The organism is Nibrella saemangeumensis (assembly GCF_039541915.1).
Classification (GTDB): domain Bacteria; phylum Bacteroidota; class Bacteroidia; order Cytophagales; family Spirosomataceae; genus Nibrella; species Nibrella saemangeumensis.
In genome coordinates this window covers 1-20,093 of sequence record NZ_BAABHD010000012.1, presented here as the reverse complement: position 1 = coordinate 20,093, position 20,093 = coordinate 1, and the positions used below count along the sequence as shown (strand labels likewise).

14 protein-coding genes are annotated in these 20,093 nt (G+C 50.7%); 11 read left to right on the top strand and 3 right to left on the bottom strand.

Translation table 11 applies throughout. The features are described 5' to 3' along the window. Positions 1–19: 19 nt before the first annotated feature. Positions 20–616 carry a DUF3244 domain-containing protein gene (locus ABD949_RS05340; protein ID WP_345241350.1) on the bottom strand — a complete coding sequence of 199 codons (597 nt, stop codon included), beginning with the start codon at positions 614–616 and terminating at the stop codon, positions 20–22. Between the two features lie 127 nt (positions 617–743). On the opposite strand from ABD949_RS05340, the gene ABD949_RS05335 reads away from it, so the two are divergent. Genes ABD949_RS05335 through ABD949_RS05320 form a run of 4 tightly spaced genes read left to right on the top strand, consistent with a single transcriptional unit; the run spans position 744 to position 6,329 of the window. Continuing rightward, the gene (locus tag ABD949_RS05335) at positions 744–1,337 is read left to right on the top strand and encodes an RNA polymerase sigma factor (RefSeq protein WP_345241348.1); all 594 of its coding nucleotides are present in this window, start codon (positions 744–746) and stop codon (positions 1,335–1,337) included. Then, a complete protein-coding gene (locus ABD949_RS05330) occupies positions 1,334–2,062 on the top strand; it encodes a tetratricopeptide repeat protein (protein WP_345241347.1) in 729 nt (242 codons plus the stop codon). The genes ABD949_RS05335 and ABD949_RS05330 overlap by 4 nt, the downstream gene beginning before the upstream one ends. Positions 2,063–2,073: 11 nt before the next feature. Then, entirely contained in the window at positions 2,074–3,540 is a 1,467-nt protein-coding gene (locus tag ABD949_RS05325) for a S8 family peptidase (RefSeq protein WP_345241345.1), read from the top strand. Continuing rightward, positions 3,537–6,329, top strand: a complete 2,793-nt coding sequence (locus ABD949_RS05320) for a CHAT domain-containing protein (protein ID WP_345241343.1) — start codon at positions 3,537–3,539, stop codon at positions 6,327–6,329. The genes ABD949_RS05325 and ABD949_RS05320 overlap by 4 nt, the downstream gene beginning before the upstream one ends. A gap of 9 nt (positions 6,330–6,338) precedes the next feature. On the opposite strand, the gene ABD949_RS05315 is transcribed toward ABD949_RS05320, so the two are convergent. Continuing rightward, positions 6,339–8,294 carry a hypothetical protein gene (locus ABD949_RS05315; RefSeq protein WP_345241342.1) on the bottom strand — a complete coding sequence of 652 codons (1,956 nt, stop codon included), beginning with the start codon at positions 8,292–8,294 and terminating at the stop codon, positions 6,339–6,341. A gap of 16 nt (positions 8,295–8,310) precedes the next feature. After that, positions 8,311–9,162 carry an alpha/beta hydrolase gene (locus ABD949_RS05310; RefSeq protein WP_345241340.1) on the bottom strand — a complete coding sequence of 284 codons (852 nt, stop codon included), beginning with the start codon at positions 9,160–9,162 and terminating at the stop codon, positions 8,311–8,313. A gap of 149 nt (positions 9,163–9,311) precedes the next feature. On the opposite strand from ABD949_RS05310, the gene ABD949_RS05305 reads away from it, so the two are divergent. From ABD949_RS05305 to ABD949_RS05275, 7 genes are all read left to right on the top strand, one after another. Continuing rightward, positions 9,312–10,019, top strand: a complete 708-nt coding sequence (locus ABD949_RS05305) for an esterase family protein (protein ID WP_345241337.1) — start codon at positions 9,312–9,314, stop codon at positions 10,017–10,019. Positions 10,020–10,031: 12 nt separating this feature from the next. Continuing rightward, a complete protein-coding gene (locus ABD949_RS05300) occupies positions 10,032–10,508 on the top strand; it encodes a DinB family protein (protein ID WP_345241335.1) in 477 nt (158 codons plus the stop codon). A gap of 13 nt (positions 10,509–10,521) precedes the next feature. Continuing rightward, positions 10,522–11,571, top strand: coding sequence for an ATP-grasp domain-containing protein (locus ABD949_RS05295; protein WP_345241333.1), 1,050 nt, complete (start codon positions 10,522–10,524; stop codon positions 11,569–11,571). An 11-nt stretch (positions 11,572–11,582) separates the two neighbouring features. After that, the gene (locus tag ABD949_RS05290) at positions 11,583–12,683 is read left to right on the top strand and encodes a carboxylate-amine ligase (protein WP_345241331.1); all 1,101 of its coding nucleotides are present in this window, start codon (positions 11,583–11,585) and stop codon (positions 12,681–12,683) included. Between the two features lie 10 nt (positions 12,684–12,693). After that, entirely contained in the window at positions 12,694–13,575 is an 882-nt protein-coding gene (locus ABD949_RS05285; RefSeq protein WP_345241329.1) for a type 1 glutamine amidotransferase, read from the top strand. A gap of 29 nt (positions 13,576–13,604) precedes the next feature. After that, positions 13,605–14,804, top strand: coding sequence for a hypothetical protein (locus ABD949_RS05280; protein WP_345241327.1), 1,200 nt, complete (start codon positions 13,605–13,607; stop codon positions 14,802–14,804). A 529-nt stretch (positions 14,805–15,333) separates the two neighbouring features. Continuing rightward, positions 15,334–16,536 carry an aspartate aminotransferase family protein gene (locus ABD949_RS05275; protein WP_345241325.1) on the top strand — a complete coding sequence of 401 codons (1,203 nt, stop codon included), beginning with the start codon at positions 15,334–15,336 and terminating at the stop codon, positions 16,534–16,536. The last annotated feature ends 3,557 nt before the right edge of the window (positions 16,537–20,093 follow it).

The window sequence follows — 20,093 nt, the reverse complement described above, 5'->3', positions numbered from 1 at the left end:
CACAGGTTACTGATAGCTATTAGTTGTTTTGCGGCAGTTTTGGTTTTTTCTGGTGCAACACAATCGGGTCTTCCGTGGCCGCCTGGTTCATAGTAACCTGAAAGGTACCGGGCCGGAAATTGTAGGCAATGTCACGGGTAATCTTTTTGCTCTGGCCAATGACCACCACTTTGTAATTACCAGCCGGCATCCCGTCCATCCGGAAGCGGTAAGCGTGCTCTTTTGCATTCGTATACTGATCGAAAAGCGTTTCTCCTTTCTCGTTGACAAGCCGGACTGTAAGCCGCTCTCGGTCCGGATTACTAAACACCAGGTATAAGCAGGACCCGTCTTTAGAACTGAACGTATTTGAATACAGGCCGGCAGGGCGCAGGGGTAACCCGGATTCCTGGTCCAGAAGAATAGCTCCGGCAGTTGGAGAGGCATTCTCCTTCCCGTTATTGACATCCTGAGCCAAAGCAGAGGGCGAAAGCAGCATAAATGGCAAACCAAGCAATAGCAAAGCCAGAATGGCCCATGAGTTTACCAGCATTGTGCGCCCATTGCGGCTGGTCTGGCAGATCGTTGATGTAACCCGTGATTGACGGGCTAAACGGAGGTTAAAAAGAGGTGTCATAATTGATAGGAATTTGTGTGGTTATGTCTGCTTTGTCGTGGGGACTAACCGTTCAGGAAACAGCTTTTCGAAAAAATTTGCATCCTATGAAGTTTTTGCGAACTTACTTCAATAGAGAGAAGCAGCTATGGGTGTATTTTCCAGGCGTTTAACGGATAATGACATTATTGAAGGGATAAAAGCAGGTGGTTCCCGACGCAGGCACAGCGAAACCGCTTTGTACGAACGCTACGCGTATCTGGTCCACGACGGCAGTCGTAAACACAAGCTCTCCCAAGAAGACTGCGCCAGCGGATATTCAGATACCGTTTTATCGGTTATCGATCATATCATCACGGGCCGCTTTGAAGGTCGTTCCAGCCTGAAAACCTATGTGTACCAGATTTTTACCAATAAATGTGTTGACCTCCTCCGAAAAAATGCGACTAATCGAAGTAGCATCCACAACACACTTTCGCTGGACGATGCCATCCTGCAGGTACCCGATCAAGCCCGACCCGCCATTCAACGACTGATGGACCAGTATGACTCCGATTTACTACAGCAACGAATTCGTTTGCTGAGTGACAAATGCCGTGAGATGCTGGTGGCGTGGGCCGACGGGTATACTGATGAGGATATAGCCAAAACCCTGGGCTATAATTCTTCGGATGTAGCCAAGACCAGCCGACTGCGTTGCCTGGAGCGATTACGCGACTTTTATCGAGGAAAGAAATCATGAACAAACTGGAAAGAATAGACGACTATTTCAACGGCCGCCTAACCGCCGACGAAAAACAAGGATTTGAGTCGTCCCTGCAAACCGATCCTGACCTGGCCGATGCCGTTGCCTTTTACCTGATGGCCCGGCAAGCGGCTAAAGCCGAAAGTCGGGAGCAACGGCTTACCCAATGGAATGACCGGCGACAAACGGTACCAGCCCGACGAATAAGCCTGTGGCCTTACACTACCGCAGCGGCCGCCTGCCTCCTCCTGCTCTTAGGCTTAGGGTGGTACTTCTTTACGGGACAAAATCAGCCACCCACGGCTACCGAGCTGGCCGATACCTATATTACCCAAAAATATAATCAGCTTCCGGCATCCATGAGCGGCTCCGCCGATAGCCTTGCACTGGGGGTAAATGCCTACCGAAAGCAACAATACACCAAGGCAGATTCCATTTTCTCGGCTTTACTCGAAAGCAAACCAGATTATTCGGACGCATTAAAATACGCTGGTATTGTTTCCCTGCGTACGGGAAATTACGACAAGGCTATTACGCACTTTAACCGGCTTAATCAGCAAACCGAGTTACTAGACACCTCAGGTTTGATCCTGGAAGCACTGGCCTATATAAAGCGGGGACAACCGATGGATAAAAACCAGGCAAAAAAATTGCTACAGACGGTGATAGACAAGAACTTAGAAGGTAAACAGGAGGCTGTTGAGTTACTAAAACACCTTTAACAAGCCGTATTATGGATCTGATTCGAAAATTACTGTACTTGTTATTAACCCTCTTTAAAACCTTACTCAAACTCTTTATGAACGCGAACGACAAGTATCAGAGAAACGAGGGGGACCTGGTAGAACTGCCCCCTCATATTGAAGAGAGAGACAAAATTGTCCGGTATCCCCGAGATCCCACCCGGCTGGTGTATAAAAATCAGTTGATCGTCCGCTTTGCGGCAGAAAATGATGTCGCAAGAGGTTTGAAAGATATTTTCTTCCTAACTGGAGAAGACGCCAACGGCCGGGCAGTAAGGCACCAGGTCCGCGTCTTAGAAAGATGTCATTGTAATAAAAATCTCTTGTTGGTTGAAGGGATCGATACTGAAAACGTACACCTCCTTTCCGAGAAATTAGCCGCTCAACTTGGTGAGGAAGTTGCGCCAATACAGATAGAAGAATTTAACGCTAACGATATTGAGTACAGTCCTGATCGGGATGTTCCGCCACCAAACCCTAACCCTGCGCTTGCAGGAGCACCAGAAGGTCCAGGTGCGCCTGATCCTCCCCAGGAACACAATATTGACGACCTGATGCGCCCATTAGAAGGCAAATCGTACCCAAACGGCAAGCGGAAAGTGGTTGCCATTATGGACACCGGAATCCACCTTGGCTATCCGAATACAGCGAATCTCCCCAACTTAATCAATCAAGACGTTCCGTTTTGTAATACGGATCAAATCGACGTTATCGGGTGGGATTTCGTTAACGACCAGCCTGATCCCTTTGACGATAATTTAAACCGGCACGGAAGCCGAATTGCCGCTATAATTAATAGAATAGCACCCGATATGGTGCAATTTCTTCATCTTAAGGTATTTAAGGCGAATGGTATAGGGAACTTATTTGATTTATGCTGTGGCTTCGAATATATTCTCAGAAAAAGGACGGCAGTGGAGATCATCAACGCAAGCTGGGGTTTCTACAGGAAAGGCAAAAGTCCCCTTTTTACGTTCTATATGAATGAATTAATAGGGAAGGGGATCTGGTTTATCAATGCTGCAGGCAATGAAGGGGACCGGTATAAAAATCGGTTCATTGAATTAAAAGACCCGGATTTACGCTGGCCAGCCTGTTACAGTAAAGACTTGGAAACGCTGGTAACGGTAACTACGGTCCGAAACAATCAGGCTAGAAAGGAGGTAGCCGAAAACTACTCCAGTTCTTTTGTTGATGTGGGTATCGGCGCGGGCCCTGACGCGGCATTTGAAGAACCCTTAATTAATGATGCAAAACTCCCATCGGTTAAGGGCTCTTCTTATGCTACCGCTTTTGTCAGTGGGCTTATAGCCCGATACTTATTTGAACATGGGCTGGCCCCTAAAGACGTAGTTTTAGAGGGAATTGGTGCGCAACGCAAAAACGATCTCCAGAACCATATTCGTGAGGGTTTCTATATTGAGCAGGAAGATGGACACCCTCAAGGTCCAGTATGATACGGCTACTATTAATATTGATCCTCAGCGGCCATTCTGCCGGATACCTATGGGCGCAATGCCCATCGGTGCGGCAGGACTGGCAGCGATTGCAAAAACACTCAGCACAAGTAGCCGACCAAAAACTGGTAGCCTCTGGCACTCAGCTTTATCAACGCTGGATTACATGTCAGGAAAAAAAAGATACCTCCTATATCAAGTTATTGCACTGGTTAGGACAGTATCATTATAGCAAACGCGAGTTTAGCGAAGCTGTCAACTGGTACAGTAAGGCGCTGAAGGAGTCGAGGCAAGGTCCTATCCCTGCGTATCTATTGGCCCAATCTATGTTTATGCTGGGATCTTCCCAAATGTTCAATGGCGAAGCAGATCCCGCTATCAGTACCTTGTCTCAGATAATTTCCCTGGCACCAGCAAATGCTGGTGTTCACCTAAGTGCTTATGCTTATCTGGCCTGGCTTTATTATGTCAAAGGTGACTATAATAAGACAATCGAACTCAGCGATAAGGGTCTCCAACTGGTTGCCCACCTAAAAGCCCCCGAAAAGGCGGCCATGTTATTACGCGAAAAAGCAAATGCACTGCTTGCGTTAAGAAAGTTTAAAGAGGCCGGCATTACCATCAAGGAGGCTATAACCCATTCCAATACCTCGGGCGACCATCTTCAACTAAGCAAATATTACCTGCTGTTGGGTGACGTTGAAGCTACGCTGGCGAACGCACCGGCAACCCTGGCCGCTTACCAGAAAGCATTAAAATACTGCCGGGGGGATGCCAGTCTAGAAGCAACTATCCTGACAAACATCGGCTTTTTTTATTACGAGAATGAAGAATACCCAAAAGCCATAGCTTATAATCAACATGCCCTTGCCCTTCAGACAAACCCCTACAGTCGGGCGCAGTTGTTTGATAACCTCGGTGCCTGCTGGTGGAAGGTCGGCAAATTTGATCAGGCAATCTCCGACTACCAGCGGGGTTTGCAAAGTCTACCAATTGGGTTCACCGGAAAATCGATGCTGGATAACCCCCCGCCCAAATCAATCCGACAGGTTCTTCGCAGGCAGGTATTGCTTACGCTAATCCTGGATAAGGCAGAAACCTGGCTGGACTATTACAAAACATCAGAAAACAAACACCATCTGGAGCAGGCCCTTAACACCTATAAGCTCGCTTCGGAAATGGTTGACCTGATGCGATGGGATCATACCGATGATCAGGTTAAATTATTCTGGCGGAAGAAAACGCGCAAGCTGTATCAACAAGCCATTGAAACCTCTTATTTGCTGGGCGATGCAAAGCAGGCCTTTTATTTCTTTGAGAAAAGCAAAGCGGTAATGCTGGCCGACAAACTAAACGAATTGGGTGCCCGGCAGCGGCTATCGGAGTCGCAACAACGTGCGGAGAAAGGTATTCAGGAACGTATTGGCAATTTGCAGAAAGAACTGGCCCAACAACGAACCGGTCAGGCAGGCTATCAGCCTATTCAGCAGCAACTTGAACGCGAACAACTCAACCTAACGACTTTTCGAAAAGGTCTGGAAAATACCAATCCGGCGTACTACCAGTACAAATACGATAACTCGGTGCCTACCCTGGACACCTTACAAAAATGGCTACGTCGGCACTCGGCTAGTTTTGTCTCTTATTTCGTCGACATAACTAATTTGTATATACTGGCAGTCACTGCTGATACGGCACAGTTGTTCAGGAAACCTGTTCATCAATACCAGGTAGCGCTGGCAGCACTCACCCCCCTCTTAACTAAATCCGCTCCTACCAAACAGGATTACCGGAACGTCCTCCTCTACGGCAATCAGCTTTATCAGGAGTTGGTCGACCCGTTGCATCTATCCACCAAAAGCGTCATTGTGTCGACCGACGGCTTTTTACAGCCATTGGAATTATTAAGTCGGTCTGCCACTCAGGAAGACTTTCTGGTCCGCCACTATGCGTTTAGTTACGCCTACTCAGCCAATCTGCTTTTAAAGAAGTCAGACAGGCAGGTTTCAGCGCGAAAAGATTTTTTGGGACTGGCACCCGTACGCTACCACAGCGCACTTAATCAGGTAACCCTGGCCGGATCGGATGATACGCTGAAGGCCATTAGCCGCCTGTTCAATTCGGCAACGGTCCTTACGGGCCCCGAAGCGATTAAGTCAAATTTCCTGAAGGAGTTCAGCGGTTACCAGGTTATTCAGTTTCTGACGCATGCCGATGCCGATAGTCTGGGTCGTGAGCCGGTCCTTTACTTTGCCGACGCGGCATTACCATTATCTCAACTACAGCGAACGGATTCGCTGAACGCCGAACTTGTGGTCTTATCAGCCTGCAAAACAGGCATTGGCGCCAATCAGGAAGGCGAAGGCGTTTTCAGCCTGGCCCGCGGCTTCGCCATGCTGGGAATTCCGAGTATCGTGACAACGCTGTGGAGTGTACAGGATAATGCTACCTACCGAATTACTCATCTATTTCACAAATACCTGGTCGATGGCCTCCCAAAGGACAAAGCTTTGCAGCAGGCTAAACTAGATTATCTGAACTCGGCCAGTCCGGAAGAAGCGTATCCAACGCTATGGGCAGCCTATATTTTATTGGGCGATACCGATCCACTAATTTTATCAGATTCAGGGAGTTCCTGGATCACGGTTGCGTTTGTATTCGTTATTTTTTCAAGTCTGGCCGGGTTTATCTTCTGGCGTAGAGGCCGGCGTTCACAATCAGAAAAGGCCAGCGTAAAACAAACGCTGGCAGCAACCCTGGTGGCGTTAGTCAGGTTTACAGGCTTTTGAGTTAACCACTCATCTACGCCGAACATTGGCCGAAGCCGGGGTCAGTAAAGGCGTATTCGGGTCAATAACCGTATGCCCTCCATAACCTGGTACCATCAATTCAGGGTCAAGAACCGCCCCTCCCCCGTACGTTTTGGCATCACCGCCGGCCGGTAACGTAAACTCAATCAGATGCGCGGTAGGACCGGTCAGCGTCACCTCAAAAATAGCTCCGCCAAGGCCACCATCCGGCAGCCGTATTTTGTCCGTACGGCTCTGAGTGGTCGCCTGCGGAAACGAACCCACAATGACGACCCAGGTCTTTCCATTGCTGGTCCAATGGCGTAAGCTGTAGGCCGGACGGGGCGGGTGATTTACCCCAGAGGACCGGTTGTAAGCCTGAACCCCGTCATAAGCCTCCCATTTTGATTTACCCTGCTCCAGTACCTCCGGGTCCTCTACTAACGTCGAATTGTCGATGAACTGCTCCAGGTGCTGCATATCTTCCCTGGCCTGCAGTCGGGCATCTACCCAGTGCAGATGCTGGTTATAGGGAGAATAACTGCCGTTCAACGCAACTGTATGGGGGGCATTAAAGAAGTAATTGCCGCCGTATTTGTTCAGGAATCGATGCCAGATGCCCACTGAATACTGGTAGTCCGGAGACAAGGCCAGTTTTGGCCGATCCTGTCCGGCCGGGAGCACAATATCGGCGTAGGGCAACCGGCCATTCGCAACCCGGATAAACGAACGGTTTGGTCCAACAATCGCTACCGACTCGTTACCCTCAGCCTGCATTTCGGCCATGTGAACAATGGGTATGTTGGGGTTTAAGCCGTTGGCCCGCATTACTTTACGAATCAGTTGCCACCGGGCTTTTATGTAAGCCCCCGTATGAGCTGGCAGTATTTTAGACCACAGATACATATTGGTCTGGGTACCGGGCTTTTTATGAACGAAAATATCATTGTAGTCCGACTCCAGCATATCCACCGTTTGCGGGTAATCATAATCCCAATGCACATCTTCCCCACTGAACAGATTTTCTCCTTTCGGTATCGTTACGGTTATTGGCTTTCCGTGCGCTGTGAAGGTCAGTTTATCGTCATTCCGGCCTGTCCAGTTACGGATATTACTCCGGGCATCGGTGAAGGGAATCGTCATGTTTGCGGCCATTCGTCCATCCGGTACTCCCTGGAAAATGGCTGTTCCAACGCTATACTTCATGCCCGGCACTACGCCTTTAATAATTTCCCGCAAAAGAATACTCCGGTTGATCCAGCGCTGGTGGATCTCCGGTAGTTCCAGGCCGGCATCACGCAACTGCTGAAACGTTCTTGTTTTGCCGTCAATTTCGCACCGGGTCGTCTGGTTGCGGATGGCGTTCCAGGTATTAGCCGGCATACCTGTCCAGGCCCAGATGTTAGTAAATTCAATATCCGGAATCACCATGGATGCCCTGGGGTCGACCTTGCTGAACTCCCAGAGCCGCTGACCAATTACGTCAATAGGATGGTAAAAGAATGCCCAGCCTCGTAAATCATCCGGAATTACCCCCTGCTCAACTAAGTAATAAGTAATCTCACCGGTTTTTGTGCGGCCAGCGTCTACATCAGCCAGCACCATCGTTATGTCAAATTTATTGTACCCCTGTTTTTTCCAGTCATCAATGCTTACGCCCGGAATACCGAAGGGAATATAGAAGGAGTAATTCGGGGAATAATAGCTGTTTTCCGGCAGTTGGTTTCTGCCAATTTTCCCCTTCCGGTCGGTCATCCGGCGCGTCAGAATACGGGTATAGCCTATCTGCCCCTTCCCGGACAGTGGTCCTTCCGATTCGGGAATGGCGACGGCCGTTCTGGCCTGAGCAGGCCGGGTTTGCACCGATTGTTTAGCCGCTGTATCGTTGGTTCGTTTTGGGCTGTCGGTCCTGCAAGCTATTAATGACAATAAGATCGCTACTGACAGGTTTACAAAGTTGAGCATATATGGTTTATGGTATTTATTTCGGGACCTCAAAAGCCCAGCGTAGAAAATCCGGCATTACCTGTGACCACGTTTCCTGGTTGTGGTGTCCACCCTTTACCTCCACGTAACGAATTTGCCGGCCCCACCGGTATCCCTTCCGCTCCAGTTCGGCAATCAGGTCAAGAGTATCATCGATTGAATCAATGACGCCATCGTTGTCGCGGTCGCTGGTTTCGTCCAGGGTTCCGGTCTGCAGCCAGAACTGAAGCCGCTTGTCGGCTTTTCCCGTCCGCACCAGCCCGTGTATAATCCGGTCGGCATCGGTATAACCGTCATCAAGGCCTTTTTTGCGCCACCAGAACGACCCGGAAAATACGCCGGCTTTACTAAAACGATCGGGATGGTGCCAGGCCAGATCGAAGGCAGAGAGCCCGCCCAGCGAAAACCCGGCAAAGACCGCCTTGGCCGGATCGGTGGTTACCCGGTAGTGTTTTCGGATATAAGGCAGCAGTTCGGTCAGCACAAAATCGGTGTATTGACCGGCTTTGCTGCCCCGGTGCATGTAATCTGCCTGGGAGGCCGTGCCGTACTCCTGAATCCGGTCGCCGGCGTGAATGGCTACCAGCACAAACGGTGGCAGAGCGCTTTGCTGGTACAGCGAATCCAGCACTTCAGTCATCCGCAGCCGGGGCAGATCCTGACCATCGTTGAGGTAAAGAACCGGCAGATCACCCTTAAATGTTTCGTAATCGGGCGGCAGAATTATGTCTAAGGTAACGGGTCGATTCAGCGGAACAGAGACGAGAGACGTATCACGAACAACCGTTACGGATGCCCTGGAGGTGGGTACTGAAGAAGAAGCAGGCCTGGCCGCTGGGGTGTTCATTAGATAAAAAAACAAGAGAAATAAATGAAACATGCCGGTGTATGTGGTAGCCAAAGTTAAAGTTTGCCGCCTATATCCCGGTGTACTTTTCTATTTTTTCGTAATTTTCACCCCAGTTAGTCAACAGTTTTTACCTAAACTTTATCGTTTTGCACGAAGAATACCGTCGATTTTACTCCCATCATCTCGGCCGCGACATCGAAATGCTGGTGTACGGCAACTGGGGCTACCCCATTCTGCTGTTCCCAACCACGATGGGTCGCTACTATGAGTACAAGAATTTCAACTTCATTGAAAGTGTCCGCTGGTTTGTTGAAACCGGCAAAGTAAAACTATACTGTGTTGATAGCATCGACCGGGATAGCTGGTACGCCAAACACCTCCACCCATCCATCCGGATTCACAACCACACGGTATATGACCGGTTTCTGTGCGAAGAACTGGTTCCGTCTATTCAGCATGAGTGCCATGTCGGTAAAATCGGCGTGGGCGGGTGCAGCTTTGGTGGCTTTCAGGCGCTGAACTTTGCCTTCCGCCACCCCGACCAGGTGGCGTATCTGTTTTCAATGGGCGCGGCCTTTGACATCCGCTCGTTTATGAATGGGTACTATGACGAAAACGTTTACTTCAACAACCCACCTGATTATATACCAAATGCCCATAACGATCACTTTTACCAAATGAAGATTGTGCTGGGTACGTCGGCGTATGATTTCTGCCGGCCGGAAAACCACCGGATGTCAGATATCCTGAACCAAAAGGGCATTCCGCACTGGCTGGATGTGCGGCCGTGGGGCGAACACGACTGGCCCGTCTGGCGCGAAATGTTTCCGCATTACCTGTCTTTGATTGAATAACTATCCGCCGGAATGAATCAGATAACTACCTATACAGCTGCCGACAGTAACCTCCCCGCTGCCCTTACGTGGCTGCGTGCCCGCCTGAGCGATGTCCCTGAACGGCTGAGCCGCTTTTCCGACGAGGAATTGACGCTAAAACTAGCCGGCAAATGGTCGAAAAAAGAAGCGTTAGGTCATCTGATTGATTCGGCGGTAAACAACCTCAAGCGAATCACCGAAGTCCCGTTTTCCCAACAACCGTATCCTATTCTACGTTATGACCAGGATAATCTGGTCCTGGTAAATCAGTACCAGCAGCTTCCACTGGCTCACCTGCTTATACTGTGGCAAGCGCTAAACACGCAGATTTTATATGTTGTCGGGCAGTTACCGGAACAAGCTTTGCAGAATTCAATACTTTTGGGCAACGGTACTACCTCAACCCTGTCCTGGCTGATTGAGGACTATATTGCCCATATGGAACATCATCTCAAAACGTTGCTTTGAATCACTTCACCCTATGAAAAAAATCGGAATCCTTTTCGGACAGGAAAACACCTTTCCCCAGGCCTTTATCGACCGCATCAACGAGAAAAAGCAGAGCGATATCGTCGCTGAATTCGTCAGCATCCCGCAGGTAGAGCAGGCTGTGGCGACCGACTACGCCGTTATCATCGACCGTATTTCGCAGGATGTTCCCTTCTACCGGGCTTATCTGAAAAATGCCGCCATAACTGGTACAGCCGTCATCAACAACCCATTCTGGTGGAGCGCCGACGAAAAATTTTTCAATAATGCCGTAGCGGTTCAGGTAGGCGTGCCGGTGCCGAAAACCGTACTGCTGCCTTCGAAAGACCGGCCGGACGATACCAACGAGAAGTCGTTCCGAAACCTGCAGATGATGAACTGGGATGCCATTTTCCAGCACATCGGCTTTCCGGCATTCATGAAACCCCACGCGGGCGGAGGCTGGAAACACGTGTATAAACTGAACAACGCTGAAGAATTTTTCCGAGCCTACGACGAGACTAATCAATTGGTCATGCTGTATCAGGAAGCTATTGAGTTCGACGATTACTTCCGTTGCTACTGCATCGGCGGTAAAGACGTACGGATTATGCCCTACGAACCGCGCAACCCCCACCACCTGCGCTACGCAACCGAGCCGAAAACCACCGGCCCGGCCGGCAAAAAGCTGATGGCGACGGTAACGGATTACGTCCTGAAACTGAACATGGCACTTGGCTACGACTTCAACACCGTGGAGTTTGCCGTTCGCGACGGTATCCCGTACGCCATTGACTTCGGTAACCCGGCTCCGGATGCGGACATATACTCGGTAGGCCAGGAGAATTTCGACTGGGTTGTGGAGACGGCCGCCAATTACGCCATCGAACGCGCCAGAGCGCATAAACCAGGCCAGAGCAACCTCACCTGGGGCACATTCATACGGAACTCGACCCAGGGACAGGGCTTAACAACTGCCTCGGCACCTGCCCCTACGGCTCAGCCCGAAACAGCCCCCGAAGCGGCTAAGCCCAAAGGAAAAAAGAAGACATCTGCCTCTTAACCGCTGCATATATGCCTGTTTTCACGTTAGGAATTGAAGAGGAGTTTCAGACAATCGATCCGGAAACGCGCGAATTGCGTTCCCACATGTCGAAAATTGTAGAGGGTGGCGAAATAATTCTCCAGGAGCGGGTTAAAGCGGAGATGCACCAGGCGGTGGTTGAAGTGGGCACCAATATCTGTAAAAATATTCAGGAGGCCCGGCAGGAAGTAACCTACCTCCGGAAGATGATTCTGGATCTGGCCGATAACCAGAACCTTAAGCTGGCGGCCGCCGGCACCCACCCAATCTCGGACTGGCAGGCGCAGCTCATCACCCCAAACGAGCGGTATGATAAGCTGATCGACGAGATGCGTGATGTAGCCCGTTCAAACCTGATTTTCGGTCTGCACGTACATGTCGGTATCGAAAGCCGGAACGAGGGCGTGCAGATCATGAATGCCGTGCGGTATTTCCTGCCGCATATCTACGCCTTATCGACTAACTCGCCGTTCTGGTGCGGGCGTAATACGGGATTTAAGTCGTACCGCTCCAAAGTATTCGACAAATTCCCGAGAACAGGTATCCCCGACTTTTTCTCATCGGCAGCGGAGTATGATGAGTATATCAACCTGCTGGTGAAGACGGGTTGTATCGACAACGGCAAGAAAATCTGGTGGGACATCCGCCTGCATCCGTTCTTCGACACCATCGAGTTCCGGATCTGCGATGTGCCGATGCGGGTGGACGAAACCATTTGCCTGGCCGCGCTGATGCAGGCCCTGGTGGCTAAGATTCACAAACTGCACCGTCAGAACCTGAACTTCAGGCCCTACCGCCGGATTCTGATCAACGAAAACAAGTGGCGGGCAGCCCGCTACGGTATCGAAGCCAAGCTGATCGATTTCGGTAAACAGCAGGAAGTACCGTACCACCACCTGGCGCAGGAGCTGCTCGATTTTGTGGATGATGTGGTCGATGACCTCGGCAGTCGCCATGAAGTTGAGTACCTGAACAACATACTGGAGATGGGAACCGGTGCCGACCGGCAATTAAGTGTGTACAATCAAACGCAGGATCTGACCAAGGTAGTGGACTATATTGTCCAGGAAACTTCTTTCGGACTGAGGTAGTTATTTTAGCATGAAGCCAATAAAAATTGCCGTTCTGGACATGTACAACAACGTACCCAACGAGGGGATGCGCTGTATTCTGCAACTGATCCGGAGGGTAGAAGGAAAAGGCCATTACAACCTGACCTTCCACGTCTTTAACGTTCGGGCCAACAACGAGTTGCCCAATCTGGATTACGACATCTTTATCTCGACCGGCGGGCCGGGTAGTCCGCTGCCGTCCGATGAACCCTGGGAAACCCGGTACTTCGATTTGATCGACCGGCTTTTTCAGCATAACCGCTGCCACGAGCATAAGAAGTATCTCTTTCTGATCTGCCACTCGTTTCAACTGGTTGCGCGGCATCTGGGAATCGGTACCGTCAGTAAACGAAAATCTACTTCCTTTGGTATTTTTCCGATGCACAAGACCGACGAGGGTAACTCGGAATCGTATTTTCGGGCTTTGCCGGAACCATTCTACGCGGTGGACTCGCGGGATTACCAATTGACGGAGCCGAACTTTGACAGGATTGAAGAAATCGGGGCAAAAGTATTGTGTCTGGAGAAAATCCGCCCGCATGTCAACCTGGAACGGGCGGTGATGGCCATTCGCTTCTCCGACGAAATCTTTGGTACGCAGTTTCACCCGGAGGCCGACGGCGAGGGTATGCTGCGGTACTTCATGACCGACGAGAAGAAGAACCAGATCATTGAGAACTACAGCGAAGAAAAGTACTACGATATGGTGCATTCGCTGCAGGACCCGAACAAGATCGAGCTGACGGAGTCGGTGATCCTGCCGTCGTTTCTGCGGCACGCGCTGGATGCACTGGCGGCCCATCCGGAGGAGACCCGAGTCACCCGGTTCGAGCCTATTATCAATCTGGAAGACAAGCGGCACTCTGCCTGATAACCTTATTTGACAATCGCTGGAAACTCATGATTGCATCTGTTCGAGACGACTACAATCAAGCCTTTAGCCCGGAGCAATACCGGGCTTTTTTAGACGCTGTTCATGCTGACCTGCCGGGCCTGCTGGACTTCCGTGTGGCTGAGACACCGGTATTTGTTCCAGCTTTTTTCAAAGAGAAGCTGATTGCTGCCTGCGATGATATTGTGGCAGTCCTGACGCGGGAAGATTACAAAGAACTGACGGACCGGGCCATTCCTTCCCATCAGTTTGTCCCTAACGAAGACGAGCATCCGGCATTTCTGGCGATTGACTTTGCCGTCTGCCGCGACGAACAAGGCGAGCTTACCCCTCTGTTGATTGAGCTGCAAGGCTTCCCCTCGCTGTTTGGGTTTCAACCCTATATTTCGGAGATGTACCGGACGTTCTTCCCGATTCCGGAGAACTTCTCACACTTGTTCAATGTCGACAGCAACCAAACGTACCTGGAGCATTTGCGCCGGCGGATCGTTGGCCTTTGCGACCCGGAAGAAGTAATTCTGCTGGAGATCTATCCGGAGAAGCAAAAAACCCGGATCGATTTTGAGTTGACGAAACGCTATCTGGGTGTAGAGCCGGTATGCCTCACCAAAATCCGGAAAAACGGCCGGCAGCTTTATTACGAAAAAAACGGCCGGCAGATCCACATCAAAAAGATTTACAACCGGCTGATCTTTGATGAACTGGAGCAAATGCCGGATCTGCAGACGGAGTTCAAACTAACCGATGATGTGGAGGTGGAATGGATCGGGCACCCGAACTGGTTTTTCCGCGTTAGTAAATTTACACTGCCTCTGCTGAACAGTCCGTATGTGCCGGCCAGTTACTACCTGCACACGCTGCCACAGTACCCGGAAGACCTGAGCCAGTATGTGCTCAAGCCGTTGTATTCGTTTGCCGGCAGTGGCGTGAAACTCAACATCACCCCCTCCGATCTGGATGCCATTCCCGAAGCCGAACGACCCAACTACCTGTTGCAACGGAAGGTACAGTACGAACCCGTAGTTCTGGCAGCCGACGGCAGCCTCATCAAGTGTGAAATCCGCCTGCTGTTTATCTGGCACAAACGCGAACCCAGACCGCTGCTGCTAACCAACCTCAGCCGCCTGAGCCGGGGCGAAATGATCGGTGTCCGCTTTAACAAGGATTTCGACTGGGTTGGCGGCTCTATCTGCTATTTTGAACCGTAGTAGTGATGGGAACGGCTTTCCCTTTTCGGAATTCGCCTACCGATTCTGCTGTACCCAACGAAAACAGGTCGAAGTTCCAACCGGCCTTTTTACGAAAGCAAAATAGCGCGAAAAAAGTATTTTCCCCTGACAATTTACAGTGACCTGCGCCACAAACTTCGGAGCGTTGCCCATTGCGGTTTCGGGCACAACAATGCGGTCGCTGGAGGCATTAGCCCAACTGTTGGCGGTGGTAGATACATTGTTGGAAAGGGTATCCTGCTGCGGGTAAACATAATATATGAATTGGGTTTGATCACTGGCTACATAATTGGCAGACTGTAGCAGAACTCCCGGATAGTTGGTTTCGCAGGTGGCCTGAGCAGTAAGCAACGCAGGCGGCCGACACTCCGCTTCAACCGAATTATCGGTTGATTTTTTACAGTTCAATAAGCCGGTTAATAATACTACAAGGATGAGGTGCGCTCTGAACATACGTTTGTGAATTAGCCGGAGTGATTTGCCGTAATTTATAGATTTATTTTTGTCGATGGAACATATTACTCAACGTCAACTCTTTTTCCAGCACGTGGCTCAAACGTCCGATTTTCCACTGGCGCTGGAGATCGAACGTGCCGAAGGCGTTTATCTGTACGGCACTGGCGGACAGCAGTATATCGATTTAATTTCGGGCATTGGCGTCAGCAACGTTGGTCACCGGCATCTAAATGTCCTAGGGGCTATTCAGGAGCAGTTAGAGAAATACATGCACTTGATGGTATACGGCGAGTTTGTCCAGAGCCCGCAAGTGCAACTGGCCCACGCCCTGGCTCAGACCCTGCCGCCTTCCCTATCCAACGTTTATTTTTCAAATTCCGGGACAGAAGCCATTGAAGGGGCCATGAAACTGGCCAAACGCTATACCGGTCGGAACGAGCTGATTTCCTGCTTCAATGCCTACCATGGCTCTACCCAGGGGGCGTTATCACTGGGTAGCAGCGAAGACTTTAAGCGAAACTACCGCCCGCTCCTGCCTGGTATTCGGCACATTCGCCATGGCTACGTGGAAGACCTCGAACACATCACCTGCCGTACGGCCGCCGTCGTTATGGAAGTTATTCAGGGTGAAGCGGGTGTTCGGGTACCGGATGCCGCTTACCTGCAAGCCGTGCGTGAGCGGTGTTCCGATGTGGGCGCTTTACTGATTTTTGATGAAATACAAACCGGCTTCGGGCGTACCGGTACCTTCTGGGCGTTTGAGGCCTTTGGAATAGAACCGGATGTGGTAGTCTGCGCTAAAGGGATGGGGGGTGGAATGCCGATTGGTGCGTTTGTCAGTTCGCCTGAGCTAATGGCGGTGTTCAGGAACAACCCAATTCTGGGTCACATTACCACCTTCGGTGGACATCCGGTCAGTTGTGCCGCGTCGCTGGCTACGCTGCAGACTATCCTGGACAACAAACTACATGAAGCTACCGAAGCCAAAGGGCAATTGTTCCGTCAACTACTGGTTCACCCGGCTATTAAAGAAGTACGAGGCAAGGGCCTGATGCTGGCGGCTGAATTCGAGTCATTTGAAATCCTTAAGCCCATCATTGACCGGGCTATCGAACGGGGGCAGACCGGCTGTGGCGTCATTACCGACTGGTTTCTCTTCTGCAACAACTCCATGCGTATAGCCCCGCCCTTAATTATTACCGAAACAGAGATACGACGGGCCTGTGCGATAGTTCTGGAAGCCATTAATGCCTAATCAGGGGTATCCTGGTCATCGTTGTCTGTCCCCCTTGTACTGATTGGTCAGTCTGGATCGGTTAACGTTAGGCAGGATATACCAAAAAGAAGAAGCCGGGCTTAGGTCCCGGCTTCTTCTATGAAAAGGCAGACCCAACGCCCTTATTCCGGCATCAGATTGACCAGCACTACGTGAAGTGCGTTCCCAACGAGAGGAATGGTGATGTTTCTGCCCGGCGTAATTTCAACCGTTATTTTTTGCTCTGCATTCGGCTGGCAGTAGGGGTCCACCGCCCAGATCACTTGTTTTGCGTTGGTAGGATTCCGAAGAATCATGGCCATTGGCTTGTAATCATTCGCGTGCTGCAGAACAGCACTCCCATCGGCCGGAACCTCCCGCCAAAAGTTACCCCCGTCCAGTGAATACTTTGCGTACCGCCACTCCGGTTTAGTTGTGCCCAGGTAATCAAAGACCCGTAGGGCTTTGTCTCTTGCCTGATGCGCAATATCGAAATTTAACAGAGGAGCGTGCGGTTTATTATAATTTCCTATTTGTCTGTAGGGGAAATAATTGGAGCCACCTGAACCCGGGAAAAACTGGTTCGCAATATGTCCAACATCGTTAACCGGAATGGCATTCGGATCATCAACCTGGTTAACAGCATTGTTGAAGGAGATAGCCCCCTGACCACGGACCATCATATCAAAGACGAATACCTCGAACGCCGTTGTACCGTGAGACTGATGGGCATCCCGTAAAACCCGGCCCACTGGATTTGTCGTCTCGTGTTCCCAGGAGACAAAAGGAGCTCCGGCGCCATTCCCAACAAATTCACGATAAGCCCAGAAATACCCCATAGGCCGCCTGTTAGGATCCTGCTTTAACATGACATCCATTTCATGCATTTTAATATAAGGCAGATCAACCTGATTCGCATAGAACGGGTACAATTGGATCAGCTGCTCCATGCCTATATCTGAATAACTTTTGTTATTTACCCGGCCCTGGTAGAAGTCATCCATGCTTCCATCGCTTTTTCTGCGGGCTTCATCCTGCGAAATATACCGGTTTTTGTAATCAGGATGCAACGGAGCCCGTTCGCTTCCGTTTCTGGATCTAAAATTTTCTGCGATTGCCTGGTAGCGGATGTCCATTTGCCCATATACGCCAAAATACTTGGCACCCGGAAATATCTCCCGTAATCGCTCATATAGTCCAAAGTAACCAGGACCCAATATCGAAGGATATTGTGGATCAGTATCTTCACGCATCTGATCAAGCTGTATCCCGGCGAACCGAGTTCCTAACTTCTCCGCTGCACGCCTGCCCTGCTCATAGGTAACATTGATCGAACGTGGCTCATTGGGTATAGTGTTCCAAAAATCAACTGCATTGGGCATAGATTGAAACATGGCATCCGGAACCGTTTCTTCAGGCCTGTTCAACGGTATATGCCGCTTGAGACCAAATGCGTTCCACCCTCTTGAATAATACTCACTCAGGACTGATTTTGCATCCTGCTGATACCCACCGTATAGTTTGTCGGATGGCAATGCTTTTGCCGGAGCATCTTTGACAGCCTGCGAATTCCAGGAGTTCGTGTTAACAAGCCATAGCTCATTTCGGGGTAAGAGAATTCCTTTATTTCCGTCGATAGACTCTTCACCCTTGAAAGGCACATACGGATTATACGTACTGATAATCTCCTGATTAGAGCTATAAATCCAGCTCGGGTCGCCACCAGCGTACCACCAGTCATTGACTCTCGGGTACGGACCAGACGGCATTGATTTCGTAATTATTTTGTCAATGACATATTTAGCATTTATTGGTAATGCATAGTTGTCAAGAGCAAAGCCTACGAAAATATCATTGATAAAGTAGAGCGTATTATAGCCCGGCACGGATTTAAAATTCGAAACATCTGAAACATAGCAAACATTATCCTTATAATTCTTCGCGATGTTTATGTTCTCCCGGTTGGTACCAACCCTACCTAAATACTGGTAATTGCCTACGCTGGGACAATCCTTTACCAATACGCTTAACGTTACACTGGCGGTCTGTTCACTGCAACCTTGTTTGGTGGCAGTAACCATATACAGGTAGGTACCGTTTGCGGCTGGTGTTGTTGCTGTGACTTCATTGCCCACCTGAGAAAAACCATCAGGTCCGCTCCAGCGATAAACCACGCCAGTACAATCTCCTCCACCACAGATCGCCTTCAGGCTTACCTTAGTACCGCAACCTGGTGTCAGGACTGTTGACTGAGCATTGATGGAAAAGGCGGAGACAATACAAATCCGGTCCTGGTCAAAACTACCATCGTTGCTTCCCTGAATACGAATCGTGTTATTACCTTCTTTTAAAGTCAGCAGGAGACGGGCCTCCCGATAAGGCATAGCGGAATTAACCCGGTTCAACGGAACAGACTGTACAATACCGCCATTTACTATGATCGATGCGGTTGGGTAATTCTGCGTTTTATACCGTAAGATAAGGGTATAGCTACCAGCAGTCGGTATGCTCACTTCGTATTGTAAATAGTTAGTTGGAAGTCCGAAACCAGCCACCAGGACTCCACCTGACGCAAGTGGGTCATACGTTAGGTTTTTCCCTCCTGTTAAACTCTCCGACTCAATGCAAACGTTAACCGGAAAACACGGATCAGTAGAGCAGTTACTGACATTCAGGTTCGTCGTAGTGACCTGGTCAGCGCAACCATTGCGCCGGGCAGTTAACGTATAGGTGTAGGTACCACTCACCGTAGGTGGTACCACCGATACATTCTGCCCGCTGCCGCTGTAGCCGTTTGGACCTGCCCAGCTGTAGCTCACCCCCGCGCAGTCCGCCCCGGTGCAACTGCCTGTCAGTTGCACCGGTGTGTTACAGTCTGGAGCACTGTTACTTACAGTGGCACTTGCACTAAACAGACACNGGCCACCCCCGCAGTTGCCCACCGTCACACTCACCTGGGCCGTGCGCACCGCACAGCCACTGCGGCTCAAACTCACCGTATAGGTGTAGGTGCCACTCACCGCAGGCGGTACCACCGATACGCTCGGCCCGCTGCCGCTGTAGCCATTAGGCCCCGTCCAGCTGTAGCTCACCCCCGCGCAGTCGGCTCCGCTGCAGGCGGCCGTCAGCTGCACCGGCGTGTTGCAGGCCGGACTGCTGTTGCTCACCGTGGCACTCGCACTAAACTCACAGGACACCACTACCGGGTTCACCTGTACTGCTGTGCTGCCACTGACACTACAGCCATTGCGCGTGATGGTCACCGTGTAGCTGCCCGCCTGTGACAGACTCACAGCCCCCAGTACCGGGTTCTGCTCACTACTGCTGAAGCCATTGGGACCGCTCCAGCGGTAAGTAGCTCCCGCTACCGCGTTGGCCGACAGCTGCAGGCTCTGACCCACCACTACCGGACCGCTGCTGCTGGCCATGGCCGTGTACTCACAGCTTACCCCCACATGAGCCAGCACACTGGCGGGGATCTCCTGCTTGGCTACGCCCGGCCCCTGCCAGCTCACCTGCAGACCCAGACCACCCGCCCCCTGGATGTAGCGCACCCG